Annotated in this window: 15 protein-coding genes and 2 pseudogenes; 12 read left to right on the forward strand and 5 right to left on the reverse strand. The window is 72.9% G+C overall.

Annotation, left to right across the window (positions count from 1 at the left end):
* Positions 1-34: 34 nt before the first annotated feature.
* Entirely contained in the window at positions 35-1,306 is a 1,272-nt protein-coding gene (locus tag ACIA73_RS00310) for an MFS transporter (protein ID WP_399435960.1), read from the reverse strand.
* Between the two features lie 305 nt (positions 1,307-1,611).
* On the opposite strand from ACIA73_RS00310, the gene ACIA73_RS00315 reads away from it, so the two are divergent.
* The 4 genes and pseudogenes from ACIA73_RS00315 to ACIA73_RS00330 form a co-directional block, all read left to right on the forward strand.
* A complete protein-coding gene (locus tag ACIA73_RS00315) occupies positions 1,612-3,528 on the forward strand; it encodes a transglycosylase domain-containing protein (protein ID WP_399435961.1) in 1,917 nt (638 codons plus the stop codon).
* 109 nt (positions 3,529-3,637) lie between these two features.
* Positions 3,638-4,933, forward strand: a complete 1,296-nt coding sequence (locus ACIA73_RS00320) for a hypothetical protein (RefSeq protein WP_399435962.1) — start codon at positions 3,638-3,640, stop codon at positions 4,931-4,933.
* A gap of 9 nt (positions 4,934-4,942) precedes the next feature.
* Positions 4,943-5,026, forward strand: a pseudogene (locus ACIA73_RS00325) (AraC family transcriptional regulator); the annotation flags it as partial.
* A gap of 63 nt (positions 5,027-5,089) precedes the next feature.
* Positions 5,090-5,209: pseudogene (locus tag ACIA73_RS00330) on the forward strand (cupin domain-containing protein); the annotation flags it as partial.
* Here the strand turns inward: ACIA73_RS00330 and ACIA73_RS00335 are convergent.
* Positions 5,191-5,985, reverse strand: coding sequence for a hypothetical protein (locus ACIA73_RS00335; protein WP_399435963.1), 795 nt, complete (start codon positions 5,983-5,985; stop codon positions 5,191-5,193). The pseudogene ACIA73_RS00330 and the gene ACIA73_RS00335 overlap by 19 nt on opposite strands.
* Positions 5,986-6,187: 202 nt before the next feature.
* Here ACIA73_RS00335 and ACIA73_RS00340 point away from each other — a divergent pair, with 202 nt between their 5' ends.
* Genes ACIA73_RS00340 through ACIA73_RS00360 form a run of 5 tightly spaced genes read left to right on the forward strand, consistent with a single transcriptional unit; the run spans position 6,188 to position 19,101 of the window.
* A complete protein-coding gene (locus ACIA73_RS00340) occupies positions 6,188-7,048 on the forward strand; it encodes a DUF4132 domain-containing protein (RefSeq protein WP_399435964.1) in 861 nt (286 codons plus the stop codon).
* Positions 7,045-12,216, forward strand: a complete 5,172-nt coding sequence (locus ACIA73_RS00345) for a hypothetical protein (RefSeq protein ID WP_399435965.1) — start codon at positions 7,045-7,047, stop codon at positions 12,214-12,216. The genes ACIA73_RS00340 and ACIA73_RS00345 overlap by 4 nt, the downstream gene beginning before the upstream one ends.
* Positions 12,213-13,439 (forward strand): AAA family ATPase, encoded by a 1,227-nt coding sequence (locus tag ACIA73_RS00350; RefSeq protein ID WP_399435966.1) that lies wholly within the window; start codon positions 12,213-12,215, stop codon positions 13,437-13,439. The genes ACIA73_RS00345 and ACIA73_RS00350 overlap by 4 nt, the downstream gene beginning before the upstream one ends.
* Positions 13,440-13,442: 3 nt before the next feature.
* Positions 13,443-17,162 (forward strand): DUF5682 family protein, encoded by a 3,720-nt coding sequence (locus ACIA73_RS00355; RefSeq protein ID WP_399435967.1) that lies wholly within the window; start codon positions 13,443-13,445, stop codon positions 17,160-17,162.
* A gap of 16 nt (positions 17,163-17,178) precedes the next feature.
* A complete protein-coding gene (locus tag ACIA73_RS00360; RefSeq protein ID WP_399435968.1) occupies positions 17,179-19,101 on the forward strand; it encodes a hypothetical protein in 1,923 nt (640 codons plus the stop codon).
* Positions 19,102-19,145: 44 nt separating this feature from the next.
* On the opposite strand, the gene ACIA73_RS00365 is transcribed toward ACIA73_RS00360, so the two are convergent.
* The gene (locus ACIA73_RS00365; protein WP_399435969.1) at positions 19,146-19,820 is read right to left on the reverse strand and encodes a molybdopterin-dependent oxidoreductase; all 675 of its coding nucleotides are present in this window, start codon (positions 19,818-19,820) and stop codon (positions 19,146-19,148) included.
* 201 nt (positions 19,821-20,021) lie between these two features.
* Here ACIA73_RS00365 and ACIA73_RS00370 point away from each other — a divergent pair, with 201 nt between their 5' ends.
* Together ACIA73_RS00370 and ACIA73_RS00375 are read left to right on the forward strand one after the other, a co-directional pair.
* Positions 20,022-20,507 (forward strand): DUF6314 family protein, encoded by a 486-nt coding sequence (locus ACIA73_RS00370; protein ID WP_399435970.1) that lies wholly within the window; start codon positions 20,022-20,024, stop codon positions 20,505-20,507.
* Between the two features lie 228 nt (positions 20,508-20,735).
* Complete coding sequence (locus ACIA73_RS00375; protein WP_399435971.1) at positions 20,736-21,440, forward strand: hypothetical protein; 705 nt, start codon at positions 20,736-20,738, stop codon at positions 21,438-21,440.
* A gap of 127 nt (positions 21,441-21,567) precedes the next feature.
* Here ACIA73_RS00375 and ACIA73_RS00380 read toward each other — a convergent pair whose 3' ends face one another.
* Together ACIA73_RS00380 and nirB are read right to left on the reverse strand one after the other, a co-directional pair.
* Positions 21,568-23,013 carry a NarK family nitrate/nitrite MFS transporter gene (locus ACIA73_RS00380; RefSeq protein ID WP_399435972.1) on the reverse strand — a complete coding sequence of 482 codons (1,446 nt, stop codon included), beginning with the start codon at positions 23,011-23,013 and terminating at the stop codon, positions 21,568-21,570.
* Complete coding sequence (gene nirB, locus ACIA73_RS00385) at positions 23,010-25,826, reverse strand: nitrite reductase large subunit NirB (protein ID WP_399435973.1); 2,817 nt, start codon at positions 25,824-25,826, stop codon at positions 23,010-23,012. The genes ACIA73_RS00380 and nirB overlap by 4 nt, the downstream gene beginning before the upstream one ends.
* A 165-nt stretch (positions 25,827-25,991) precedes the next feature.
* Between nirB and ACIA73_RS00390 the strand changes: the two genes are divergently transcribed.
* A complete protein-coding gene (locus ACIA73_RS00390) occupies positions 25,992-26,810 on the forward strand; it encodes a sirohydrochlorin chelatase (protein ID WP_399435974.1) in 819 nt (272 codons plus the stop codon).
* Positions 26,811-26,921: the final 111 nt, after the last annotated feature.

Genomic DNA, 26,921 nt, shown 5'->3' on the forward strand with positions numbered 1-26,921 from the left:
CTTGAGCTGACGCACCCCCTCGGCATGTTCTGTCTCAGGAGGGTTTGCGGGCGGCGGGCTTCGCGGCCTCGGCGCTCACCCGTACTCCTCGGAGGAGCACCGGGAGCCACAGGAGACATGCCAGCAGGGGGACCGCCGCGTAGGCGGCCATGCCCGTACTGGGGCCGAGGCCGTCCATGAGCGCGCCGAGGACGAGATAGCCGGTGCCGATGAGCGCCGACTCCACGAACGCGATCATCGACAGCAGGCTCGCCCGGTGGCGTGACGGCACGGCCTCGTTGAACACGTTGTCCACGATCACCGCGGTGATCTCGGGAATCCCGACCAGGACCAGGAACGCGGCGATGGTGACGCCGAGAAGGCCGAGGCCGCTCAGGCCGAGCGCCGCGGCGAGCGTCAGCAGGGACACCGGGACGACGTACCGGTGGCCGATGCGCCGGTCCGCGCGGTCCGAGAGCAACGGGGTGAGCCCGCCGACGAGGAATCCGGCCGCGATGACCACGCTGACCAGCGCGGGGCCCGCTCCTTGGGCGGAGAGGGTCTGCTGGGTGAAGATGATGTACGGCGTCAGCGTCGCATGCATCAGTCCGGACACCACGACGAGCGTCACGAGCACCGGGGTGGCGACCCGGAGCATCGCCCGCCATGCCGTGGCATCGGTGTGCTTCTCCTCGGCTGCGTCCTGCTCGTCGACGGCGTCCGCGCCGCGGATCTCGGGAACCCGTGACATCAGAACCACCACGGCCAGGACGAGGCAAGCGGCCGAACCTGCGTAGACAACTCCCCAGGAGATCCTCTGCAGTTGGCCGCCGAGGACGATGGCGGCGCCCGAGGTGACGGTCCCCAGCATGGTGAACCGGGACCTGATCCTGACGTAGCCGGCCGTCGCGCCGCGGCGCACGAGCAGGTCGTACAGCAGGGCGGTCTCCGAACCTGACACGCATGCCATGCCCACGCCCTGGGCGATGAACAGCGTCAGGAACACCCAGTAGGACGAGAACGCCACCTGACCGAGCAGGCACCCGGCTATCAGCAGCTGGCCGATGACGATGGCGGCGCGCCTGCCGATACGGTCGGCGATGACTCCCGTCGGCAGCTCCGCGAGTCCGCTGACCAGGTAGAGAAGTGTCTGGAGCAGGGCAACTTGGCCTGCGGAAAAGCCCCGTTGGAGGAGGAAGAGGATGAACACGCCGCGTTGGAAGAGGGTGTTGGCGAGCACGGCGTACACAGAGAAGGGCCGCGTGACACTTCGTGCCGTCTGGTCGACTCGTGTCGGCCCGCCGAGGGGTTCCGTGGTGCCGGGCATGCTGCGGGCTCCCTCGTGCGGGTCGGGTGGCGAACGATACGTCGAAGTCGAAATTCGGGCACGGGATCGAAATTCCGGCCCTTTACCGGCCGTTCACACTCTGGCGCTGGTGGGACGGCGACACCTTCCTGTTATCTTTACGTGACTTCGCGGCATGACTCTCCGTGACGCTTCGGCCTGGGATCGCTATCAGCAGGACGGGAATGACCAAGCACGACAGATTCGACTTCAACAGGGCAACGCAGGTCGCACGGGGGGCACTGGCACCGGGGCGGGGCAGGAGGAAGCGGTCCAGGACGCGGTTCATGAAGCTGCGGCTGCCCGGGAGGCCGGACTATCCCCGGTCCGGGCGGCGCGGCTGGCGTCGATGGGTGCCCTCGTGGCGCCAAGTGCTGGGCGCGGCAATGGCGTTCATCGGTCTGCTGACGGCGACCGTGGCCCTCGCGTACGCCCGCACGGAGATACCCGACGACCTCAATGCCTTCGCCACCCAGCAGGACAACGTCTATTACTGGGCGGATGGCAGTCCCATGGCGCGCACCGGTTGGGTGAGCCGCCAGGAGATGAGCCTGGAGAAGGTACCCGAGCACGTGCGCGGGGCGGTGCTGGCCGCGGAGAACAACGGCTTCTACTCGGATCCCGGTGTCTCGGTCCAGGGGGTCACACGGGCGTTCTGGCAGACGGTCAGCGGTGGGGACACGCAGGGCGGGTCCACCATCACCCAGCAGTACGTGAAGAACGTCTATCTCTCACAGGACCGCTCCTTCACGCGCAAGTTCACCGAGATGCTCATGGCGGTCAAGCTCGACCGGCAGCGGAGCAAGGACCAGATCCTGGAGGACTACCTCAACACCAGCTGGTTCGGGCGTGGTTCCTACGGGCTGCAGCGAGCCTCCCAGGCGTACTACGGCAAAGAGGTCACCCAGCTCAACGCCAGCGAGGGCGCGTTCCTCGCCGCCATGCTCAAGGGCGCGGCGCTCTACGACCCCGCTCTGGGCCCCGCCAACCGCAAGCGCGCCATCGAGCGATGGAAGTGGACGCTGGACCGCATGGTGGACGTGGGCAGGCTGAGCCGGGCCGAGCGAGCGACGTACACCGAGTTTCCCGAACCCAGGGCGACCCCCAGGACGACCAGCGCCAGCGGGCAGGACGGATATCTGGTGGCGCTCGCGGAGTCGTATGCGAAGCGCACGGGAAAGATTCCGGATGCGGCCTTCGACCTCGGCGGCTACCAGATCTACACGACCTTCGAGAAGCCGCGGATGACCGCTCTGACCGGAGCGGTCAAGAAGTCGCGCGACAGCCTGGATCCGAAGGGCCGGGTCACCGACCGGTACGCCAAGTTCGGGGCCGCCACGGTCGCTTCCGACGGGCGGATACTCGCCGTGTACGGGGGCCCCGACTTCCAGCGGCAGGCCTTCAACGAGTCCAACACGGCCACGGTCCCCGCGGGTTCGGCGTTCACCCCCTTCGTCTACGCCGCCGCCCTGGAGCACGGCGTACGGCGCGCGCGCACCGGCCCCCGCACTCCCGTCTTCCCCGCGACCGTGTACGACGGGAACGACGACGTGCCGCTGATGACCCCGGAGGGCCCCTACTGGGACCGGGGCGGCAAGATGGTCAAGGGCCAGAACGCCGGCAACCGCTCGTACGGGCGCATCCCCCTGCGGGAAGCGGTGACACGGGGCGCGAACACCCCCTTCCTCCAGCTCGGCATGGACGTCGGGCTCGATCTGGTGCGGGCAACCGCCGAGAGGTCCGGGATGCTCGCCTCCAACTTCGGCCCGCCGGTGCCCGCCTTCTCCCTGGGCAACTCCACTCCGAGCGCCATCCGGATGGCCGGTGCCTACGGCGTGTTCGCGACCGGCATGCACACGGATCCGTACTCGGTCGGGAAGATCACCCGCAACGGCGAGCCGGTGCCGCTGCCCCGCCCGCGCTCGGCGCGCGCCCTGAGCCGGGCCGTGGCGGGCCAGGTCACCGAAGCGCTCACCCGTACCGGCGATGACTTCGCCGGCAAGACGGGCGTCACCCCTGATGACACCGCGCGCTGGTACGTCGGCTCCACCAAGGCGGCGTCCACGGCCGTCGTCGTCTACCGCATGGACCTCTCCAAGAGCCTCGCCCCCCTGCCTCTGGACACGCTGGGACGCAGTCCAGCGGCCGCCGGGAAGATGCCGGCCGAGATCTGGGGCCGGTACACGGCCGCCCTGCGGCGGTGACACGCGCGGTGAAACCGTCGCCCCGGTCCGCTCCCCCGCTGTCCTGTGAGTCCTCTGTCCTGTGTGCCCCCTGTCGGGACCTGTGTGTCCTCTGTCTGGAGCAGTCGCGATGATCTGGAAGAAGTCGGCCACGCTGCGCGCTCGGATCCGAACCCGGCCCAGCATCAGTCTCGGTGTCGCCGGGGTGCTCGTCGCCTCGCTGACCACCGCGGTCGCCGTCTCGGCTTCGGACGACTCGTCGGGCGAGGCCACGAACTCCGCGGCCGGATCGCAGGCGACCGCCGCAGCCCCGAAGCCCACCGCGGGGAAGAAACCGTCGGGTACCGGCAAGGACAAGGAGGAGAAGTGGGACGGGAAGGTGCGGGTGCTGGGCGACGGCTCCACGTCGTACACCGGCCCGCAGCCGGGCCAGTTGAAGGCGAAGCGCCTCAAGCCGGGTGAGAAGCCGCCCCAGTTCGTGGTGTTCTCCTGGGACGGCGCGCTGGAGAGCGACAACCGGCTGTTCTCCCGCTTCCGGCGCGTGGCGAAGGAGAACAAGGCGCACATGACGTTCTTCCTCACCGGCATCTATCTGCTGCCCAAGGAGAAGAAGGACCTGTACGCGCCGCCGCAGCACAAGACCGGCGCGGCGGCCATCTCGTACCCGACGGACGAGCACATCCGCATGACGCTGGAGCAGCTCGGCGGGGCCTGGAAGGAGGGGAACGAGATCGGGTCGCACTTCAACGGCCACTTCTGCGGCAAGAAGGGCGGCGGTGACTGGAGTGCGGCGGAGTGGACGTCGGAGATCGACCAGTTCTACTCCTTCGTGCAGAACTGGAAGACGAACACGGGCATGAAGGAACTCGCTCCGCTGCCCTTCGATCCCACCCTGGAGGTCGTGGGCGGGCGGGCACCCTGTCTGGAGGGGCAGAAGACCCTCATACCGGCGACCAAGCCCTTCGGCTGGCGCTACGACGCCAGCTCCGCGGGGGACTTCCAGATCTGGCCCGCCAAGAAGAACGGCGTGTGGGACCTGCCGCTGCAACTGCTGCCCTTCCCCGAGAAGCAGTTCCAGGTGCTCTCCATGGACTTCAACTTCCTCTACAACCAGTCGAAGGAGAGCACCCAGGGGGACCCGGCGATGTACCAGGTCTGGCGGAAGCAGGCCAGGGACGCCTATCTCGCGGGATTCCAGCGGGTGTTCCACGGCAGCCGGGCGCCGATGTTCATCGGGAACCACTTCGAGGACTGGAACGGCGGGATCTACATGGATGCCGTCGAGGACGTGATGAAGGACGTCTGCCCGCGCGAGGGGGTGCGCTGTGTGTCCTTCCGCGAACTGACCGACTGGCTGGACGCCCAGGATCCGAAGGTGCTGGCGCGGTGGCGGCTGCTGGATCCCGGTCAGCCGTCGGGCTGGTAGCGGCGGGGCGACGGCCGTCAGCAGGGCGTGCAGGTGTCGCTGACACCGCTCGGGGCCCGCGTCGTCCACGGCATGCCTGCCGCTGCGTTCGCCCAGCCGCGGTGGACGCATTGCTCCTGCGGGCCGTCGGTCGCGGCGGACGGCGCCGAGGGCCGGATGCCGGGTGAGGCCACGGTCAGCCCGGCCGGGGCATGGCACGCGGTCGACGCGGCGGGACCGTCGTCCCTGCTGACCCTCGCGGCGGGCCTCGGCACGGATCACCGCCCCCGTGGCGACGTCGGTACGTCCGCGGGCGCTCGCTGGTCGGTCTGCGGTTCGTCCGCGCGCGTCGGCCCGTGGCCCGCCAGTTCCTTGAGGGCGGTGGGGGTTTCCACGCCCCGGAGCGGGTGCCAGGTGTTGCCCACCTGGGCCGTGAGGACGATCAGGGCTGCCAGGAACACCAGTGAGGCCAGCACGAAGGAGCCCTGGAGGATGTAGGTGTCGTGGGGGTCGGTGCGGCGGAGGATGAAGAAGGCGTGCACGGCCGGGGCTGCCGCGCCGAGGCCGTAGCACCACAGGGCGAGGTCGTTGAGCAGGGTGCCCAAGTGGCGGCGGGTGGCGGGGGCCTGGGCGAAGAGGGCGTTCAGGTGGGTGCGGACGGCTGCCCGGAAGTCGGGGTCGCGGCCGATGTCGCCCTCGCGTGGGCGGTCGCTGACGTTCCCCCACCGGGCGAGGGTGCGGAAGGCGGCCGCGGTGACCGGGTGCGCGGGCTCGGCCGCATCCTCCACGAGCGTCATGCGGTGCCGGTCGAGCAGGCTGTCCTCGCACAGCAGCCGCACGGCCACCGAGGCCGCGCGGTGGGAGTTCTGCTGCAGCCTGCCGGGTTGGTGGCCGGTCCAGCACAACGGCTCGGAGGTGCTCAACAGGTCCGCGTGGTACGCGTCGAGCCCCGGCCAGGCGCGCACCTGCCGGACCGTCCGCGCCTCCATCCACCGGCGCCAGGGGCGGGTCGCCAGGCCCAGTACCAGGTTCACGGCGATCAGTGAGAGCAGGCAGGTCGTCAGCAGCTCCATGTCATGACGATCGGCGACGCGGTGGGCGGGCCGCAAGACCTGGGGCGGGGGCTGTCCGTACGGCGAAGCGGAGGGCTCTCGAACGCATTGTCAGAGGTGACCTCTAGAGTCTCTTCCACTCGTCACGGTGTGTTGCCGCGGGCGGGATTCGTCAGCGTGCCGCCGGTTGGGCGGCCGTCCGCAGCACCGGGGAGAACAGCGCATGGGGTGGGATCGGGCGGGCGACTACGAAGTCGCCCTGGAGGCGGGCAAGGTGGTCTGCCGCAACGGGAAGGGCCGGCGGCTGAAGTCCGTACCGGCCAAGTTGAAGGACGACCCGGCGGTGGTCGGGCTCCGGCAGCTGATCGAGTGGCTGGAGCGGCACGAACGTCAGTGCCTGACCGAGGTCGAGCAGTGGATGGTGCGTTCGCTGCCGGTCCCCACCGCCGTGCTGGCCCAGCTCTGGCCCGACCCGGCGTGGCAGGCGGCCCTGCGGGACGTGGTGGTCACCGGCGCGGACGGTGGCGTCGCCGGGTTCCTGCGCGATGTCGACCCCGACCGGGGAATCGGCCTGGTCGACCTGGACGGCGATACGGTCCGGATCACCCCGGACGCGGTCAGCGTGCCCCACCCGGTCCTCCTCGACGACCTGGACGAACTGCGGGAGTTCGCCGTCGAGTTGGGGGTGGGGCAGCACGTCGAGCAGCTGTTCCGCGAGGTGTGGCGTCGTCCGTCGGGCCTCGCCCAGGACGCCACCTCCGTGGACACCTACGCCGGCGGCGTGTTCAAGGAACTGCGCTTCCTGCACGGCCGTGTCACCCAGCTCGGGTACAAGTCGCGCGGCGGGTACGCGGTCTGCCCGGTCATCGAGGACGGGGTGAGCGTCGAGGCGCGCATCTGGATCGGTGAGAACGACGGCTACGGCGAGTACGACACCGAGACGGGCCCGCTGAGCTGGACCGACCCCACTGGCCGCGCGCTGACGGCCGCCGAGGTGGGCCCCGTCGCGTGGTCCGAGGGCATGCGCATGGCGGCGGCGCTCTACGCGGGCCGCGACGTTGAGGACGAGGAGCGGGCGGCATGAGCACCACGACGACGAACACCCCCACCGGCACGGCTGCGGCGGGCGCGTCGATCCCCGCCCAGGCCGCGGGCGAGAACGGCTCCGCCGCCGGAATTCGCGCGGCGGCCCTGCTGGACGCGGGCGCGATCCTCCCGGCCGGTACCACCGACCGCGACGACGCCGACGCGCTGACCGCCCGTACCTACACGCACAGCGCCCTCGGCGACCGCCCCGTGGTCCGGCTCGTGCCCGGCACGCTCGGTGAGGCCGAGGACCTGGCCCTGGAGTTCCTCGGGCTGGCCCGGACCGCCGAGGCCCCCGTGGTGGGGCAGGTGCGCCGCGAGACGCTGGGCTTCCCCGCCTGGGCCCTGGTCAACGATCCGGCCAACGGGCACCACGCACTGGCCCTGGTCAAGGACATCGAACGGCTGGGACGGCAGGCCAGGACCCGCGCCGGAGCCGCCAAGGAGGGTTTCGACGCGCTGGGCACCCGGCTCGGCCGGGCCGTGCCCCACTTCCTCCCCACCTTCTACGAGCAGGTGGCACGTCTCTTCCTCCAGGCCGAGAACACCACGTACGCCGCTTCCTTCTTCGGCAAGGCCCGTGAGGCCGAGCGGGTGCACGGGCTGGTCGTGGACGAGGACCGGCAGCGGGCCGTCTTCCTGGAGTTCGCCTTCGCCGGCGCACTGACCGTGAAGGCGCTGCGGCAGTACGTGCGCGACCTGGCGGCCCGGCTCGAACCGGCGGACGCCTGGGCGCAGTTCCGCCGTCTGCTGGTCGAGCGCTGTGCGGCCGGTGTGCCGCCGTACGCGGCGCTGCCGCAGGACGTGCGCACGCTGGTCAAGGCCGCCGGGCTGGACCGCGAGAGTGCCGAGGGCGAGCTGGTGGCCGATCTGATCGGGTCCCCGGGAGTCGTCCGCGCCCCGGCCTCGTTCTGGGCCGCCTACCGCTCCGCGCTCGTCGCCCTGGCCAGGCGGGACGCGGCCGTACGGGCCCGGCTGCTCGGCTTCTTCCCGGAGACATTCAGCGAGAGCGGCAAGGAGACGGACGGCGAAGCCGAGTGGCTGGCGCTGCTGGCCGAGTGCGGGGCGGAGGACCTGCTGACCGCCCTGCCGGACACGTCCGGCCAGGCCCCCGGCTCCCCCGCCCCGGTGTCCCCTTCGGACTGGCTGGCGCGCTGGGAGGCGCACCGCCGGCGCAACCGGGCCACCGCGGGCCGCAGCCCGCAGACCCTCGACCTGGCCGCCAGGATGGCGGACCGGCTGCGCGCCGACGGGTGCCCCGTCGAGCTGTTCCAGGGTCGCTGGCAGCGCAACGCCGACCTGGACCTGCTCGACCTCTGCCTGGCCTCGGGCATTCCCGTCGCCGAGCCGGACGCCCACGACACGGGCGCCGGGCAGCCGCCCGCCGTCCCGGTCGGACCGTGGCTCACGGACGCCGTGCCCGGTGCGCGGGACCTCACCGCCGTCGCCGGACGGCCGGTCTTCCGCGCCCTGCTGAGCCGGAGCGTCGGCGGTCTCGGCGAGCCACGCGGTCGGCGCACGGACGAATCGGGCCTGGCGAAGCTGGCGGCACACCCGGTGCTGTCGGAAATCCTCCGGGAGTGGCTCACCGCGCGCGCCGAGGAGTACGTGGCCGCGCGCGGGCTCCCCGGACTGCGTACCGCTCTGCACCAGCTCTCGGCGTTCCGCTCCGTGGTCGCGGACGTCGCCCCCGAGGCCGTGCGGCTCCTGGAGGGCCACGACGTCGTACCGCTGCTCGCGTCCACCCTGCGTACCGGCGTCCTCGACGAACTGGGGTGGCCCGCGCTCGACGAGACCTACGCCGAGCTCGCCGCCGAGCTCGCAGCGGCCTCCGCCGCACCTCAGCGGCATCACCGGTCGGAGAGCGTCGGTGTCACCGGCGCCTGGCCCGCGCTGATCCTGAGCACCCCCGAACGGGCCGTCGTCGTCGGCCCGCAGGGCGTGCTGCTGCGGCACACCCTGCGGCTGCCCGCCACCGTCGACCACTGGTCGACGTCCGCCTTCCGGTACGTCGACGGCGAGTTGCTGGTCATCTGGTGGGAGGACGGGAAGCAGCGCGGCTACTGGTCGCACCGTCCTTCCGAGGTGTTCGCCGTCGCCGGTGAGCAGCTCTCCCGCTGGGGCGGTTCCGGGGCCTCGGAGGAGGTCTGTCTGCCGCTGCCCGGTGGCGGCCGCGCCACCGGTGGCAAGGCCCTGCACGCGGGCGACACCTCCCTCCCGCCGCAGCGTGCCGTCATCTCCGACGGGACCGGTCTCTGGCGGGAGGGTCACCAGGGCACCCAGCGGGTGTGGCTGGAGTACGACCCGGCCACCGGTACGCACGGCCGCGCCTCGCTCCCCGCCTTCCTCAACTCCGGTGTGCGCGAGGGCAGTCGGCTGCTCGCCGAGCACTGCCAGGTGCTGCCGCTCCAGCCCGGTCTTGAGGGCACCCCGTTCGGCACGGACGGCACGGTCCTCGGCCGCTGGGTCCGCCGTACGGTCAGCGAACCGGGTACGGCCGACCCCTCCGACGGGCATCGCATCGTCGCCGGCACCCCCGACGGCCGCACGGTCACCCTGCCGCACCCGCTGCCCGGCGGCGGCTCCCCGGTGCCGCTCGGCACCCTCGCACTGCCCGGTGGTTCACGGCCGCTGGTGGCCCTGAACCACCGGTCCGTCGAAGCGCATCGGGAGGACACCGACGGCACCGGTGGCAACCTGTGGTCGGTCACCGCCGGCTCCCCTGGCGGGAACGACGCCGCGGGCACTCCCTACGTACCTCCCCTCTCCTGCTGGCACGCCCTGCGCCCGAGGGACGAGCGGGGGTCCACCGCACTGCGGAATCTGACGGACTCGCAGGTGGGGGAGCTGTTCGAGGAGGTAGCCGCAGCGGTCGGCCGGCACCTGGAGGCGTTCCGGGCCGCCGAGAAGTACACCGGGCCCTCGGCGCAGGAGATGAGCGAGGAGGTTGTCGCCCGGGTGCTGCCGGAGGTGTCCGACGCGCGGCTCCGTTCTGGCGTCACCGCGTTCGTCAGGAACGCCGTGGAGCGGGCCGCCGCGGCCGCCCGCTATCTGCAACCGCCCGAGCCCGCACAGCCCGCCACCAGTACCGCGCGCACCCGGGGCATGTTCTTCGACCGCGAGCCGGAGCACGCCGACGACACGACCCTGCGCGACGCCACCGCCTGGAGCGCCGAGCGCATGCACGGCGGCTGGTGGGGTGGAGGGAGCCGGTGGACCACCATCCGGCAGATCCTCGCCGTCAACCACGTCCTGGGGGGCGAGAGCGCGTTCGGCCCGCCCACGCCGCCGAAGGCCGCGTTCGCGGCCGTGGACGGCTGGCAGCGGGACGAGTACACCGTGCCCGGCGACGGCCTGAGCTGGGCCCCGCTCCTCGACAAGCTGCCCCAACTGGCCTACCGGGCCGCCTCGGAGACCATCTCGCCGGAGCACCGCGCCGGACTGCTCGTGCTGCTGGAAACCCTTGCCGCGGGCCCGCTGGCCGACCCGGCGGGCACGGTCCGGCAGGTGGAACTCGTCGAACCGCTGGGCGGCGGCTCGGGGTCGGGACGCCACGAGGCCGTGCCCCGCCTCGGCCAGGTGCTGCGCAGGGGCGCCCGCACCGTCGTGGTCATCTCGGGCCGCGGCTGGAACGACCGCACCGGCGCGGCCCGCTGGCTCGCCCTGGACCACGACCCGACCGGCGTCTTCGGTCCCGTTCCCGGCTTCACCCTGGACCGCGAGCACGTGCACCGGCAGGGCATCGACCGCGACCGGCTCACCCGGCTGGTCGCACGGGTACGGGAGCAGGGCCCGGCGCCCTGGCGCCCGGAAGCGGCCGAGGCCTTCCACACGGCCACCGGCATCGGCCACCTCCAGTCGGTCGCCCTGCTGTCGGCCGCTGTCGCGGAGCCCGGCGCCGAGACGCTCACGCTGCTCGGGGTGAAGACCCGCGCCTTCGAGGCGGCACAGGCCGGGCTGGCCGCCCTGCCCCAGGAGGAACGGCACGACCTGCTCCAGGCCCTGCTGCCCAAGGACCCGGCCGAGCTGTGGTCGACGGGCCCCGATGTCGGCGCCGCCGCCGAGGTCTGGCAGCAGCGGCTGGCCTCCCTCGTCCGCGTTCCCGAGGAGCTCGACCTGGACCTGTCGGGCACCACCCCGGGCGCCGTCGACCTGATCCTCAACGCGGGCTCCCGGAACTGGCTCACGCACGGCACCGACGTTCCCGACGGCACGGGCCGCCAGGGGCTGCGCCGGGTGGCGGCACGCGGCGCGGTCTTCACGGCCCTGGCCGCCCTGCGCACCCTCGCCTACACACTGCCGTACGGGCACCCCCTGCGGGCGCACCTGCCCGTGGGGCTCGCGGTCCTGCGCGACCGTCTCGCCGACCCGCACCTGGTGCTCGAACTCGGCCTGGACTGGACCGAGTCGGGGAACTCCATCGGCTCCGTGATCCGGGCCGCCCACGGGCTCCCCGAGTCCGGCGGCGCGGGCCCCGACGGCCTGGTCAGAGCCGGTACGGCGCTGCTCCTCGCGCCCGGTCACGGGGACAACGAGCGGTTGCTGATCCGCCCGGCCGGTCTGGCAGGACCCGAAGATCCGGCGTTCGGCCTGGTCGAGGGCACCGTCGGCCCGCACCTCACCGGTGACCTGTTCGCCCTGCGCACCCTGCTGGGCGACGAGGCCGACGCACTGGCCTCGGCGGGCGCCCCCGACGGCTCCCCGCAGCACCCGGCCCAGGACCCGACGCGTACGGCGCCGGAGCTGGTGGACCGGGCCGCCGACACCCTCGGTCTGAGCGCGGACGCCGCCGCTCTCTACCTGATGCTGCTCGCCCTGCCCGACCCGACGGACCGCAACTGCGTCCGCTGGACCGAGTGGAAGCCGGCGCGCGTCAAGAAGGCCCGGGCGGAACTGGCCGCCACCGCCCTCGTCGTGGAAGCCAAGCGCTCCCGCGCGGGCCGCAGCCTGTTCCTCCCCTGCGGCTGGCTCGAACGCAGTGCCCCCGGGCTGCCGTTGGAGACCTGGAAGGAACGCCTGTACCCGGTGGTGGGATCCACCCGGACCCTGCCCCACCTCCCCGTGCCCGCGCTGTACGCAGCCGCCTGGGCACGGGTGCGCGGCGGCGACGCCCCCGCCTTCGAGGAACTGGACACCCGTGCACCCCGGAAGGGCCGCCGCCGATGACGAACGACACCACGACCACCCCGGACACCGCCTCCGATACCGGCTCCGTCCCCGGCCCGGCGGCGGAGCCCGGCCGGGAGCAGCGCCAGGTGGCGCTGCCCGAGGACCGGTACGCCACCGAGCTGGCCTTCCTCGCGGCCCACGACTCCGGGCCCCGGCCGCCGGGGTGGCTGCTCACTCCGCGCGCCGTCGTCACCTTCGTGACGGGCAGCGCGGACGAGGCGCTGAGCCTGCCGAAGGGTGCCCGGCCCGGGGCCGGGGTGCCGCGCCGCCTGGTGATCGAGCAGAAGTTCGTCGGCGAACGCGCCCTGGTCGAGCGGTGCGTGGTCACCCTCGCCGGAGAGCGTGGGCTGCTGCTCGTGGGTGAGCCCGGCACCGCCAAGTCGATGCTCTCCGAGCTGCTGTCGGCGGCGGTCTGCGGGACCAGCGCACTCACCGTGCAGGGCACCGCCGGCACCACCGAGGACCAGCTCAAGTACGGCTGGAACTACGCGCTGCTGCTCGCCCAGGGCCCCACCGAGCAGGCCCTGGTGCCCTCCCCCGTGCTCTCCGCCATGACACGGGGCGCCGTTGCCCGCGTCGAGGAGGTCACCCGCTGCCTCCCGGAGGTGCAGGACGCCCTGGTGTCGCTGCTCTCCGAGCGCCGGATCGCGGTCCCCGAACTCGCGGGCGGCGAGGGCGCCCAGGTGCACGCGGCCCCCGGGTTCACCCTCATCGCCACCGCCAACCTGCGGGACAAGGGCGTTTCGGAGATGTCCGCGGCACTCAAGCGCCGCTTCAACTTCGAGACCGTCGGCCCCATCGGCGACGTGGACGCCGAGACCGCACTCGTCCGGCGGCAGTCGCGGGCGGCCGTCGAACGGGTGGGAGCCGCCTATCAGGTGGACGACGCGATCCTCGAAGCGCTCGTCACCGCCTTCCGGGACCTGCGCGAGGGCCGCTCCGTGGAGGGCTGGGAGGTGGAGCGTCCGTCCACGGTGATGAGTACGGCGGAGGCGGTCTCCGTCGCGGGCTCGCTGGGCCTGGCCGCCGCCTACTTCCCCGGCGACCGGGACGTGCTCTCCCTGCTGCCGGGCCATCTGCTCGGCGTCGTGCGCAAGGACGACCCGGCCGACGCGGCACGGCTGCTGGGTTACTGGGACGGACCGGTGCGCAGACGCGCGGAGCAGGGGTCGGCGACCTGGCGTGCCCTGTGGGACCTGCGCACGGTGCTGGAGAACTGACCGATGCCGATGAGCTTGCCCAGCACCCGCGAGAAGGCTCCGACGGCCGGGCCCGTCACCCCGGAGGACGCCGTGGCGGCGCTCGCGGCGTCCGGGTCCGGGTCGCCGTTCCTGATCGGGGTACGTCATCACGCACCCTCGTTGGCGGCCGCCCTTCCGGCGCTGCTGGACGCGGCGGCTCCCGACGTCCTGCTGGTCGAACTGCCCGCGGAGTTCCAGCCGTGGCTGGGCTGGCTCGCCCATGAGGAGACCGAGGCTCCGGTGGCCCTGGCCGCCGTACCCGCAGACGGATCAGGGGCCGGGGCCGGGTCGGCAGGCGAACGCGGTCCGGCCTTCTACCCGTTCGCGGACTTCTCGCCGGAGCTCGTCGCGCTGCGGTGGGCGGCGAGGCACGGCGTCCCGGCGGTGGCCTGCGATCTGCCGCTGGCCGACCGGGCGTGGGCGCGGGGCGGTCCGGATGCCTCTTCGCCCGCTCCTGGCCCGGACGTTCCTGGCCCGGGCGCCGACTCCGCGCCCGTACCGGGGACGGGGTACGGGCTGTCCGATGCGCTCCGGTCCCGGCTCACCGGCCGGGACGGCGACGATCTGTGGGACCGGCTGGTGGAGGCCCGTGCGCCCGGATCGACACCCGAGGCGCTGCGCCGTGCCGCCCTGCTCACCGGCTGGGCGCTGCGGTACGAGGCCGAGGCGCGGGGCGGGGTGCGGTCCACGGACCTGGCGCGTGAGACGTGCATGCGCGGGCATGTCGCCGAGGCCCTGGCGAACGGGCGGCGTCCCGCCGTGGTGGTGGGGGCCTTCCACACCCCGGCGCTGCTGACCGCCGCCGCAGGGGCCGAGGGGGGCTCCGTACCGGACCCGTCCGAGACGTCGGGCGTGCCGGACTTGCCGGATGCGGACGGTCGCCCGGACGGCGCCGCCGGGACAGCGATCGAGTGCACCGTCTCGCTGGTTCCGTACGCGTACCCCCTGCTCGACTCACGGTCCGGATATCCGGCCGGCATCCGGGACCCGGAGTGGCAGCACGCCGTCCTGGACGCCGTCGGGGACCCGGCCGCACTGCACGAGGCGCTGATCCGGACCGCGGTCCTGGTCTGCGCCGCCCTGCGTGAACAGGGACACCCCTACGGTCCGGCGGACGGCATGGAGGTCGTCCGGGTGGCCGGTGACCTGGCCCGCCTGCGCGACCTGCCCGCCCCCGGCCGGGGTGAGCTCCTGGAAGCCGTACAGACCGTGCTGGGGCGCGGCGAGACCTACGGCGCGGGCCGTGCCGTCGCGCGTGCTCTTGAGGACGTACTCGTCGGAGGGCGTACGGGGCGGCCCGCGCCCGCCGCACCGCGCAGTGGTCTGGGCCCCGCCGTCGAGACCGAGACCGCGGCGCTCTCCCTCCCGGGGCCGGCGGACGCGTACGAGAAGACGCCGCGCGATCTGCGGCTCGACCCGGCGCGTTCCACCCTGGACCGGCGCCGCGAACTGCTGCTGCGCAGGCTGACGGTGTGCGGCATCCCCTACGCACAGGAGCAGGCGGTGACCGGCGCGGCCGGCACCGAAGGGCTCACGACGCGCTGGCAGGTGCGGTGGACCCCTGCGACGGCCGCGATGCTCACCGCGGCCGGCGCCCGCGGTGTCACCCCGGCCCAGGCGGCCGAGGGCGTGCTGCGGCAGCGCCATGCGGCCGAGCGCGCGGAGGGCGGCCCGACGGCCGCCCAGGTCGTACGCGGTCTCACCGAGGCCGCCGAGTGCGGGCTCCCCGCGTCGGCCGACGAACGGCTCACGGAACTCGCCGCCGTACTCCCGGCAAGCGGAACGCTGCCCGAACTCCTCGCCGGACTGGACCTGTTGGACCGCATCGACGCCGGTCATCTGCCGGGCCTGGCCACGGCTGACACCCCTGCCGCCCGTGGTGGCACCGGCTGCGCCCGGACCGCGCACGCCGCCGAACTCCTCACCTCTGCGGCGGTCCGCCAGGTCGACGGTCTGACCGGTTCGCAGGAGCCGGGGGACGCCCGTGCGCTGCTCGAACTGGCCCAGCGCGCCGACCGGTTGGGCGGTATCCGGCTCGCCGACGCCCTCGCCCGGCTGGCCGCCGACGGCACCCCGTTGATCGCGGCGGCCGCCGGAGCGGTCAGGGTGCTCACGGGCCACGACGGCGCCGAGGCCTTCGGGGGGCGCGTCGCCTCCTGGGTGGACGGAGCCGTGGACGGAGCCTCCCGAACGGCGCTGACCGCCCGCCTCACCGGCGTCCTGACGGTGGCGGGTCCACTGCTGGCCGTCGGCACCGGCGCCCTGGACCCGTTGCTGCACCGGGTCGTCGAGCTGGACGACACCGCGTTCCTGGCGCGGCTGCCCGCCCTGCGCGGTGGCTTCGACACCCTGAGTCCGGCGGCCCGGGACCGTCTCCTCGACACCGTGGAGGAACGGCTGGGCGAACGGGTGGACACCGGCGACGCGGACGACCCCGCCGACCTGGCGCACCGGGCAGCCGCCGACCTCGCGGCCCGCGCACTCCTGAACTCCCTCGGCCTGCCCGTCCCGCCCCCGGCGCTCGACGACCGGTCCCCGGCCTCGTCAGGCCACCCGGCCGAAACCGCCCCCGACCCCATTCCCGCGCGGACGCTCGCGCCCGCCGACCGCTGGCGGCTCGTACTGGGCCGTCGACCCGATCAGCTGCCGTCCGGCGCCGCCCGCCTGGCGACCGCACTCGACGAGCTCTACGGCGCGGGACAGGGCGAAGGCTCCCGCGCGGGCCTGCCGGGCCGGGGCTCCGGACAGCGCGGCGGCCGGGAGCCGTCGTTCCCCGGCGTCCGCGAGTGGTCCCAGGAGCTGGCCGCGCTGTTCGGTCCCGGCATCCGCGAGGAGGTCCTCGCCGCCGCGGTCGGGACAGGTCGCCAGGACGTCCTCGCCGCACTCGACCCGGCGGCCGTCACCCCTTCCGTGGAACTGCTCCGTACGGTCCTGCGGTACGCCGGCGGCTTGCCCGAAGCCCGCCTCGCGGCACTCCGGCCGCTGGTCCGCCACCTCGTCGACGAACTGACCCGGCAACTCGCCACCCGGCTGCGGCCGGCCCTCACCGGCACGATGACGGCCCGGCCCACCCGCCGCCCCGGCGGCCGCCTCGACCTGCCGCGCACGCTGCGCGCCAACCTCGCCACCGCCCGCCGGACGGCCGACGGAACCGTGCGGGTGATCCCCGAGAAGCCGGTGTTCCGCAGCCGTGCGCGCCGGTCGGCCGACTGGCGTCTGATCCTGGTCACCGACGTCTCCGGATCCATGGAGGCGTCCACGATCTGGTCCGCGCTGACCGCGTCCGTACTCGCCGGGGTGCCGACCCTGAGCACCCACTTCCTGGCCTTCTCCACCGAGGTCGTCGACCTCACCGGCCATGTGCACGATCCCCTCTCCCTCCTGCTGGAGGTGAGCGTGGGCGGGGGTACGCATATCGCCGCCGGGCTGCGGCACGCCCGCAGTCTGGTGACGGTGCCCAGCCGCACCCTCGTCGTCGTCATCAGCGACTTCGAGGAGGGCGCGCCGCTCGGTGGGCTGCTGGCGGAGGTGCGCGCCCTGGTGGCCACCGGCTGCCACGTCCTGGGGTGCGCGAGTCTCGACGACGCGGGCAGGCCGCGCTACTCGACGGGCGTCGCCGGACAGCTCGTGGCCGCCGGCATGCCCGTGGCGGCCCTCAGCCCACTCGAACTGGCCCGCTGGATCGGGGAGAAGACCGCATGACCGGGGAGAAGTACGTATGACCACCGCCCAGTTGCCACCCGTCGCGCCGGACGTCACGGCCACGCTGGTGGAGAACCTCTCGCCCCGGCTGCGCAAACGGCTGGACGCGGCGGTCGCCAAGCTCGGCAGCCGCCCGACGCGCCGCGACGGGGACACCGTGCTGATCTCGGTCGACGACGAGACCGAGTTGCGCCTGCACGCCCCGAGCGGCGTGGTGACCACGGTGGACGATCTGACATGCGGCTGCCTGCTCGCTCCGGCCTGCATCCACCGGGCGGCCGCCGCCTGCGCCGCCCCGGCGGCGGACCCGCCCTCGGCTCCCGCCGAGCCCGCCAAGGCCGTTGAGCCCGCCGATCCCGTCAATCCCGTTGAGCCCGCCGACCCCGTCGGCGCGGTCCCCGAAGCCGGCTCCGCGACGGGCCCCGGGCCCGATTCCGCCACGAGCCCGGACTCCGACTCCACGTTCTCACCCACGCACACGTCCACGCCCCTCACGCGCACGCCCCCGCCCGAAGCCGCAACCCCCGCCGAACGCGACGCGGCCGACGCCCTGTGGGCCGCGGGCGCGGCCGTGCTGGAGTCCGGGGTCGACGGGGCCGGCGCCGTCACCCAGTCGGTGCTCCTGCGAGCCGCGCACACCGCCCGGCTCCGGCAGCTGCCCCGCGCCGCGGGCGCCGCGCTGGCCGTCGTGACGCTGCTGCGCGCGGCCCGCGCCGGGGACCCGTCCTACCGCACCGCCGACCTCGTCACCGCCCTGGCCGAACTCCTGGGCACCGCGCACGGGGTGAGGACGGCGTCCGGGACTCAACTGGCCGCCGTGCGAGGCGTCGCGCGCCGCCCCTACCTCCCGGACGGTTCGCTGCGGCTGTACGGGCTGTTCACCGAACCCGTGGTCACGGACTCCGGGCACGGCGGCGCCCGCACCTGGGTCGCCGGTTCCGACGGCCGCCTCTTCACCGTCGGCGACGTGGCACCCGGCGGTGCCGGACGCGCCCTGGGCGTGGCCGACCGGGCCGTACGCCTCGGGGACACCGCGCTCACCCACCGGGAGCTCGGCCGGGCAGGCCTGGCGGTCGCGGGGGCGACGGTCTCACCGGACGGCAGGCTGGGCGCCGGGAAGGGCGTCAAGGCGGTTGCCGCCCGCGGCGCGTCCTGGACGGAGCCGCCGCTGGCCGCCCTGTGGGAGACCCCGCCGTCCGAACAGGCCGCCCGCGCACTGCGGTTCGGCTCCCGCTACGCGCCCCCGGACGGCGGCGGCAGCGACCTGCTCTTCCTCGACGTCGAACTCCTGGGCGCCGTAAGGGAGTCCGGCGGCAGCTGTCTGCTCGCCGTGTGCGAGGGAGGCGTTCCGGTCCGGCTCACCGTCGCCGACGACGAACCCGCGCTGGCGCACCGCGACAACCTGATGCTGCTGGCCGCGGCGCCGGGAACACGGCTGAGGATCATCGGCCGCCTGATGTCCGCACCCCACCCCCGGCTCGCCCTTCTCGCCTGCTCGCACCCCACCGGCGAGGGCACGGTCGACCTCGGCCTCGACCGTCTGCGCCGCGCCGACCTCCCGAACCCGGCCGGCCCCGCACATCTGGCCCCGTCACCGCCCGACTCCGGTACGCAGGCGCCCCTGTACCTCCTGGAGCGGCGCGTCGAGCAGGCGCTCCTGGCGGGCCGCGCCGCCCTCGGCATGCTCGGCGACGTCACCGCCGAGGCGCATCGCATCCGCCGCAAGGGCCTGCCCACCGCCGCCGGTCTCCTCACCGCCCTGTGCGCCTCGGCGGCCCCACGCGACCGCGACCACTTCGGCCGCCTCCTGCCCGCCGACACGGACGGTTTCGCCACCCACTGGCTCGCCTGTGCCCGGTACACGGCGGCGGTTGCCGAGTCACTGTGCGCGGCGGGCTGGGAGCAGGCCCCGTCGGTCCCGGCCGGGGACGCTCGCTAGCGGCGGCGAGCAGCGCGGCCGGGCCTGGAGGATGCCCCGCCGTCTCAGCCGCGCTCCCGCCTCCGTCCCTGCCGCGCGCTCGCCGCCCGGATCGCCGCGACCAGTCCCCGGTACACCGGCCGCACCACCCTGCCGGGCAGCCGGCGGTGCCGCTCCTCCTTCCACACCCGGGCCCGGGAGTGCGCCGCCAGGGGCGACCAACGGTCGGTGAGCGGGGGCGCCGCCACGTGGAACTCGACGCGCACGAGGTGCTTGACGTTCACGTATCCGTACTGCCACGGGCTGACCAGCCGCACCGGTGCTCCGTGCGCGCCGGTGAGCGGCTCGCCCCCGAGCCGCTCGGCGAGGAGCACCTCCTCACCCAGCGCGTCCTCCAGCATCACCACCCCCCGCACCCCGTCCGCACCCACGAACACCAGGTGACTCACCACCGCCCCGGGCCGCAGCGCCGGTTCCACCACCTCCCGGTAGAAGTCCCGGAACGCGACTCCCTCCCACACCAGCCCGGTCGCCGACCACCCGGCCACACAGTGGAAGTCGGCCCGCACCTCGCGCCGGGGCAGCTTCGCCAGTTCCGCCACCGGCAGTGTGATGTCCTCGGTCAGCGCGCCGACCAGCTTGATCACCGGGTCGGCGGGGACGGGTGGCGGCGGGCTCTTCAGGTCCTTGCCGAACCTGGGAAATCCCCCGACGGCACGTTGTCCTGGCGGAAGCTTCATGTCGGTCCTCCGGTCTGCACGCAAGTCGGTTACGGAGCAACTCGGTTACGGAACAACCTACTTGAGCTGATATCGGGTGCACCCGGCGGCCCCGGCAAAGGGCTGCCGGGGCAGGGCCCGGACCCAGCACGGACAACTACCGGAGCAGCGCCCGGACCGAGGACGGACATGAGGACGGACATGAGGACGGACAATGGGTACATGTTCCACGCGCGCCTGCCCAAGCCCGCCCCGAGCCGCCCGTACCGCGTCTCCGACACCGCCGGATACCTCGCCGGTCGCTGGAGTGTCGAGCGCGTCGTCCTCGACCGGGCGATCGGCGCCGAGGGCAGGTTCGTGGGGACGGCCGACTTCCGCGCCACCGGGGGGCAGCGCGGCGGGGTGCTGTCGCACGAGGAGGAGGGCCATCTCGAATGGGAAGGCAGAACGTTCCCTTCCAGCCGTACGCTGCGGCTGCTCCCCCGTGGCGACGGGACGGCGGAGGTGGAGTTCGCCGACGGCAGACCCTTCCACGACCTCGATCTGCGCGGGGGCTCCTGGCACACCGTCCACCCGTGTGCCGCGGACCGGTACGAGGGAGCGTTCACGGTCTGCTCGGCGGACGAGTGGCACCTGGAGTGGCGAGTCACCGGCCCGGCCAAGGACCAGTTGCTGCGCTCGGTCTACCGGCGGCTCCTCGACCACTGACACCGCGCACTGCGACCATTGGCACCGCGCGAGTACGGGGCACGCGACACGGACACCCCGCGGCCGGTGCCCTGTCGCCGGGATCACAGCGCGCCCCACGGGAACCAGCCGCGCGGCTGGACGCGTCACGCCACAATGAGGGCCCAAACCGGTGACCTCCGGCGCCCGGGGGGAGCCGTCGCGATCTGCCGTGGGGGCCAACCACCCTTACTGGAAGTGGAGTTGGACGTGCCGACAGTCACCAGCCTGACGCGTACCGTGCTCGCCTCGTCGGCTGCCGTCGTCCTCCTGGCCGGCTGCTCCAGTGAACCGCCGCCGCTCGAATTCGGAACGGCGAAACCTTCCGGCCCACGCCTCGACGCACAGGCTCCCAAGGGTGGTGCGCTGCCCCTGGCGCAGTGGCCGGACGCCTGTGAGGTGCTCCTGGAGGACGAGGTCCGCGCGATCCTGCCGCAGGCCAAGGACTTCGAGCGGGAACCGATCAAGGTCTCCGTCCTCAACTTCAACCCGCTGGCCGAGTCCGCCCCGGGAACCACCGGTGACGTGCCGAAGGGCGGTTGCGAGGTCGAGTTCGGGCTGCCGGCCGAGTACGTGAGCAAGCAGAACAGCAGGATCACCCTCGTCTTCCAAGGGCTCGCCGATCCCGCACTGGTGGCCGAGGGCTACGCGAAGGACCGCGCCTACGAGGTGAAGCACGGTGGGAAGGGGCCGGAGAAGTTCAGGGACCTCGGGGCCTCGCTCGGGCCGAAGGGCTGCTTCACCAAAGGGCGCGCCGGGCTGGTCTGCCACCAGGGTCCGTACGAGTTCGAGGTGGACGGTTCGTCGACCGCGGACGGTGTCGGCGAGTACACCGAGTCCCCCAAGAACTGGCGCGAAAAGGTGCTGGTCCCCGTGGTCCGCACGCTGAGCGCCCGCATGCCCGGCGGCGTGTGACCGTCGGTCGCCGCGCCGTACGTGAACGGGGCACCCTGCCAGGTGGTTTCCCGGCAGGGCGCCCCGCGGCCGATGCGGGCCCGGTCTGGCTGGGTGCCTCGGTCCAGGTCCACTTGAGTGCCTCGGTCTAACTGGGTGCCTCGGCGCCCTTGCGTGCGTAGAACCACCACGTCACCGCGACGCCGCTCGCGTAGAAGGCGACGAATCCCCACATGGCGCTGGTCACCGCGACGGAGGCGAACAGTGCCGGGATGAAGAAGAAGCCGTACGCCGCGATGGCGGCCGTGAAGCCGGTGACCGCGCCGGACTCCATCTCGGCCTGCTTCAGCGCCTGGTCGTAGGCGGGGGTGCCTTCGACGAGGCCCTTGAGGTGGGTGGTGCGGAAGATGACCGGGATCTGGCGGAAGGTCGAGCCGTTGCCGATGCCGGAGAAGAGGAAGGCGAACAGGAAGCAGACGAAGAAGCCCCAGAAGGACCCGTTGTCACCGCCGGAGGGCAGGAAGTTGATCACGCCGATGATCGAGACGCCCATGCCGACGAAGGAGAGGATGGTGACGCGGGCGCCGCCGAGCTTGTCCGCGATCCAGCCGCCGGCCCAGCGGGCGAGCGCGCCGATGGCCGGGCCCATCCAGGCGTACGTCGCCGCGGAGTAGGCCGCGTCGATCGGCGTGAAGGTGGTCTTGATCAGCAGCGGCAGGGCGGCGGCGAAGCCGATGAAGGAGCCGAAGGTACCGACGTACAGCCAGGTCATCACCCAGTTGTGCTTGCGCTTGAAGATGACCTTCTGACGGCTGAAGGGGGTGGAGGCGACCTTGAGGTTGTTCTGCCGGAACCAGGCGAGCGCGGCCAGGACCACCAGCACCGGCACCCAGACGAACGCGGCGTTCTGCAGGTAGACGGGTGTGCCGTCGGCCTTGTGCTGGGCGGAGCCGATCGCGATGGTCGAGAAGGTGATCAGGATCGGGGTGAGCAGCTGGACGACGGAGACGCCCAGGTTTCCCAGACCGCCGTTGATGCCGGTGGCGTTGCCCTTCTCGCGCTTGGGGAAGAAGAAGCCGATGTTGGCCAGCGAGGAGGAGAAGTTGGCGCCGCCGATGCCGCAGAGCGCGGCGATGGTCGCCAGGACGGCGTACGGGGTGCTGGGGTCCTGGATGGCGATGCCGAGCCAGATCAGCGGGATCACCAGGATCACCGTGGACAGCGCGGTGAAGGTGCGCTGGCCGATCATCGGGCCCAGGAAGGTGTAGAGGATGCGCGCGGTGCCGCCGGTGATGCCGGGGATCGCGGTCAGCCAGAACAGCTGGCTCTGGCTGAGGCCGAAGCCGACGTCGGTGAGATTGGTCGCGGTGATCGACCAGACCTGCCACACCACGAAGGCGACCAGCAGGGCGGGGACCGCGATCCACAGGTTGCGGCGGGCGACCTTGCGGCCGGTGCCGCGCCAGAAGGCGGGGTCCTCGGGCCGCCAGTCGGTGATGGTGCCGCCGGGGCGGTACTGCTGCGGGTCGGCGACCGCTCTGTCGGCGTCCGTGCTGGTGCCGGCGTCTGCGCCGGGTGCGGTGAGCGAGCTCATGACTGCTTCCTGTGCGTCTGGTGCGTCCGGGGACCGTCGTGGGTCAACTGGTGCACGGGGATGAAGACTTCGGGGTCATCGAGGCATTGGCCGGTGCGCAGGTCGAAGGCCTGCTTGTGCATCGGGGAGGTGACGACGGGACGCTCGCCCACGGTGCCCATGATTCCGTCGGCCAGGACGTCGGCGCCGGAGAAGGGGTCGCGGTTGCCGACCGCGTAGACCTCGCCCGCCGCGTCGCGGAAGACCGCGGCCCGGCCCTCGCCGTCGGGGAGGAAGGCGACCCGGCCACGGCCGGTCTCCAACTCCTCGACCTCACCGGTGAATTCGCCGAAGCGTCCCAGCTTGGCCGGGTCTTCGAGGACCGCCTCCCACTCGTCGCGGTAGGCGTCGACATGGCGTTCCATCTGCTCCTCCAGCTCGGCGCAGATGCCGAGGGAGTCCTCGACGAGGACCTTCTTCAGGTTCTCGATGCCACCACCGCCGTCGGGCCGTTCGATCCACGCGGCGGTGCGCTCCAGGCGCTCACCGGTGCGCAGGTAGTACATGAGGAACCGGTCGGTCAGGCGGAACAGTGCGGCGCTGTCGAGGTCCTGGGCGAGCAGGTCGGCGTGGCGGGGGTTGGTGCCGCCGTTGCCGCCGACGTACAGGTTCCAGCCGCCGGCCGTCGCGATGACGCCGATGTCCTTGCCGCGCGCCTCGGCGCACTCGCGCAGGCAGCCCGAGACGCCGCCCTTGAACTTGTGCGGGGTGCGCAGCCCCCGGTAGCGCAGTTCCAGGTCGACGGCGAGCTGGAGGGAGTCGCCCTGCCCGAAGCGGCAGTAGCGGGCGCCGACGCACGACTTGACGGCGCGCAGCGACTTTCCGTACGCCTGTCCCGACTCGAAGCCGTGACCCGCCAACCTGCGCCAGATGTCGGGGAGTTGATCCTTGCGCGCGCCGAAGAGCCCGATCCGCTGAGCGCCGGTGATCTTGGTGTAGAGGCCGTACGCCGCGGCGACCTCGCCGAGTGCGACGAGCTGCCCGGGGGTGATCTCGCCGCCGGCGACGCGCGGGATGACGGAGTAGGTGCCGTCCTTCTGGATGTTGGCGAGGAAGAGGTCGTTGGTGTCCTGGAGGGCCGCCTGCTCGCCGTCCAGGATGTGGGCGAGGCCGAGGTCGGGTCCGAGGGTGCCCAGGACGTTCGCCACGACCGGCTTGCAGACGGCGCAGCCTTCGCCGCCCGCGCCGTGACGATCCCTCAATTCGCTGAAGGAGCGGATCCTTTCGGTGCGTACCAGGGCGTAGATCTCGGAGCGGGTCAGCTCGGGGAAGTGCTCGCACAGTCCGCGCGCCTTCTCCACGCCCGCCGCGTCGAGGACAGCTTGCAGGGTGCCGATGCAGCCGCCGCAGCCGGTACCGGCCTTGGTGCAGCGCTTGACGCCGCCGATGTCGGTGACGCCTTCCTCGGTGACGGCGGCCCGCACCTGTCCCTTGGTGACGTTGTGGCAGGAGCAGACCACGGCGTCGTCGGGCAGCGCATCCGCGCCCGGGAGCTCCGCAACGCCACTGCTCGGGATGATGAACGCCTCGGCCGGGCCCGGGAGTTGCCGTCCGGCGTGCGGCTGCAGTGAACCGTACGCCGCCGCGTCGCCGACCAGGATGCCACCCAGCAGCTGCCCGTCGGGACCCAGCAGCAGCTTCTTGTAAACACCCTCCCGTTCGTCCGAGAAGACCACCGCGACGGCGTCCTCCGCGACGCTGAACGGGTCGCCGAACGAGGCGACGTCCGCGCCCATCAGCTTGAGCTTGGTGGAGGTGTCCGCCCCGGTGAAGACGGCGTCCCCCTCCCCCGCCAGGGCGTCCGCGACCGTCTCGGCCATCTGGTATCCGGGCGCGACCAGCCCGTACACCCGCCCGTCGACGGACTGCGCGCACTCCCCCACCGCGTAGATGTACGGGTCGGAGGTACGGCAGCTGGCGTCGACCGCGACCCCGCCCCGGTCTCCGACGGCGAGTCCGCACTCACGCGCGAGCCGGTCCCTGGGACGTACACCGGCGGAGAAGACCACCACCTCCGCGTCGATGACCCGCCCGTCGGAGAGCTTGAGCCCGCTCGCCACGCCCTCGTCGTCGCGCATCACCTCGGTGGCGCCGACCCCGGTGTGCACCGCGACGCCCATCGCCTCGATGGTGGCGCGCAGCGCGGCCGCGCCGCCGTCGTCGACCTGAAGAGGCATCAGACGCGGGGCGAACTCCACCACATGGGTGCGCAGACCGAGGGTGCGCAGCGCACCGGCCGCCTCCAGGCCGAGCAGTCCGCCGCCGATGACGACACCGTCGCGGGCCCTGTTGGCGTACGCGGTGAGGGAGTTGACGTCGTACTGGGTGCGGTAGGTGAAGCAGCCCGAGACGTCCGCACCGGGGATCGGCGGGACGAACGGGTACGAGCCGGTGGCCAGCACCAGCGCGTCGTAGGAAATCCTGGACCCTGAGGCGGTGGTGACGGTCCGCAGGGTGGGGTCGATGAGCTCGACCGGGTCGCCGAGCCGAAGGTCAACCCCGTGCTCGGCGATGAACTCCGGTGCGCAGACGGAGAGTTCCCCGGCGGGCGTACCGGTGAACAGGGAAGAGAGATGGACCCGGTCGTACGCCGGAACGTCCTCCTCGGCCAGGACGACCGCGTGCCAGCCGGGCGAGCCGGGTGCGGTGAGCGCGCCGCGCTCGGCAAGCGCTTCCAGAAGCCGGTGGCCGACCATTCCGTGACCGATCACCACCAGGGTCTGCGTCCCGGGCCACTGCGTTCCGGCGCCCGGGGCCCTGCCTGCGTGCGTCATGCGCGAATCTCCGCTCGTCACAACCACCCGGTACCGTGCCGGGCAACTCTGACGCTAGACCTGCTCAGGCCCCGGAACCGCCGCCGAAAGTCCCAGGTCACAGAGCCATGAGCCTCTTGTGGTCGGGACGTTCGACAGCGGCGCGACAGGCTGCGGAGCCATAGCGTGAACAGCGGACGTCCCCTGCCCACCCCCCTGTCCCGGCCCCCTCCGCTCGCTCCCCTCCCCACCCTCTGCCCCGCCCCTCTCCACGCCCCGGAGGCACGGATGCTGGTCCTCGCCGTACACGGCAGCGCGGTCCCGGAGGCCGGCGCGACGATCGCCCGGCTGGCCGACCGGCTGACGGCGATCACCGGAGCACGTCCGGTGGTCGGCCATCTCGACGTGCAGCAGCCGAGGTTGGGTGACGTGCTGGCGCAGCACCCGGGCGCGGTGGTGGTGCCCGTGCTCCTCGGCGACGGATACCACCGGAAGGTCGACATCCCGGCCGTGGCACGGGCGTACGACTGCACGGTCGCGGAGGGGCTCAGCGCGGAACGGGACGTGACGCTGGCGGTGCACGCGCGGCTGCGCGAGGCACAGGCGCCGCTCGGGGAGCAGGCGGACGCGATCGTGGTGGCGGGCGCGGGCTCCACCCGCCCCGGCGGCAACGACGGCACGCTCGCGGTGGCCGAGGGGCTGCGGGAGCTGCTGGAGGTCCCGGTGGTCGCGGCCTACTGCTCGGCCACGGAGCCCACGGTCGAGCAGGCGGTGGAACGTCTGCGCGCCCAGGGCCACCGGCGCATCGCGATCGCCGCCCACCTGCTGGCACCGGGCCGCTTCACTCACGCCCTGGCAAAGTGCGGGGCCTGGGCCGTCTCGGCGCCGGTCGCCGATCACCCACGTATCGCCCGACTGGTCGCGGGCCGGTACGCGGCACACGGGGCGGGGGTCACGGCCGATGAGTGCGGGCTTCGTGGGCCCTCGCCGGTGGGGTCGGGGTAGGGAAATGCAGCGCCGGCCGGGACCGTGAGGGTCCCGGCCGGCGCTGGTTCGGGCGGCGTCCGTGCGGAGGGAGGGGGAGGGGTGCCGTGCTCTGCCCCTACGAGGGTGGCG

Source organism: Streptomyces sp. NPDC051561 (assembly GCF_044454195.1).
Classification (GTDB): domain Bacteria; phylum Actinomycetota; class Actinomycetes; order Streptomycetales; family Streptomycetaceae; genus Streptomyces.

Coding starts and splice junctions, on each gene's coding strand:
- ACIA73_RS00340 (WP_399435964.1), top strand. CDS start 6,188: ATGGGGTGGGATCGGGCGGGCGACTACGAAGTCGCCCTGGAGGCGGGC.
- ACIA73_RS00355 (WP_399435967.1), top strand. CDS start 13,443: ATGCCGATGAGCTTGCCCAGCACCCGCGAGAAGGCTCCGACGGCCGGG.
- ACIA73_RS00360 (WP_399435968.1), top strand. CDS start 17,179: ATGACCACCGCCCAGTTGCCACCCGTCGCGCCGGACGTCACGGCCACG.
- ACIA73_RS00370 (WP_399435970.1), top strand. CDS start 20,022: ATGTTCCACGCGCGCCTGCCCAAGCCCGCCCCGAGCCGCCCGTACCGC.
- ACIA73_RS00365 (WP_399435969.1), bottom strand. CDS start 19,820: ATGAAGCTTCCGCCAGGACAACGTGCCGTCGGGGGATTTCCCAGGTTC.
- ACIA73_RS00345 (WP_399435965.1), top strand. CDS start 7,045: ATGAGCACCACGACGACGAACACCCCCACCGGCACGGCTGCGGCGGGC.
- ACIA73_RS00315 (WP_399435961.1), top strand. CDS start 1,612: ATGAAGCTGCGGCTGCCCGGGAGGCCGGACTATCCCCGGTCCGGGCGG.
- ACIA73_RS00350 (WP_399435966.1), top strand. CDS start 12,213: ATGACGAACGACACCACGACCACCCCGGACACCGCCTCCGATACCGGC.
- ACIA73_RS00310 (WP_399435960.1), bottom strand. CDS start 1,306: ATGCCCGGCACCACGGAACCCCTCGGCGGGCCGACACGAGTCGACCAG.
- ACIA73_RS00335 (WP_399435963.1), bottom strand. CDS start 5,985: ATGGAGCTGCTGACGACCTGCCTGCTCTCACTGATCGCCGTGAACCTG.
- ACIA73_RS00320 (WP_399435962.1), top strand. CDS start 3,638: ATGATCTGGAAGAAGTCGGCCACGCTGCGCGCTCGGATCCGAACCCGG.
- ACIA73_RS00380 (WP_399435972.1), bottom strand. CDS start 23,013: ATGAGCTCGCTCACCGCACCCGGCGCAGACGCCGGCACCAGCACGGAC.
- nirB (WP_399435973.1), bottom strand. CDS start 25,826: ATGACGCACGCAGGCAGGGCCCCGGGCGCCGGAACGCAGTGGCCCGGG.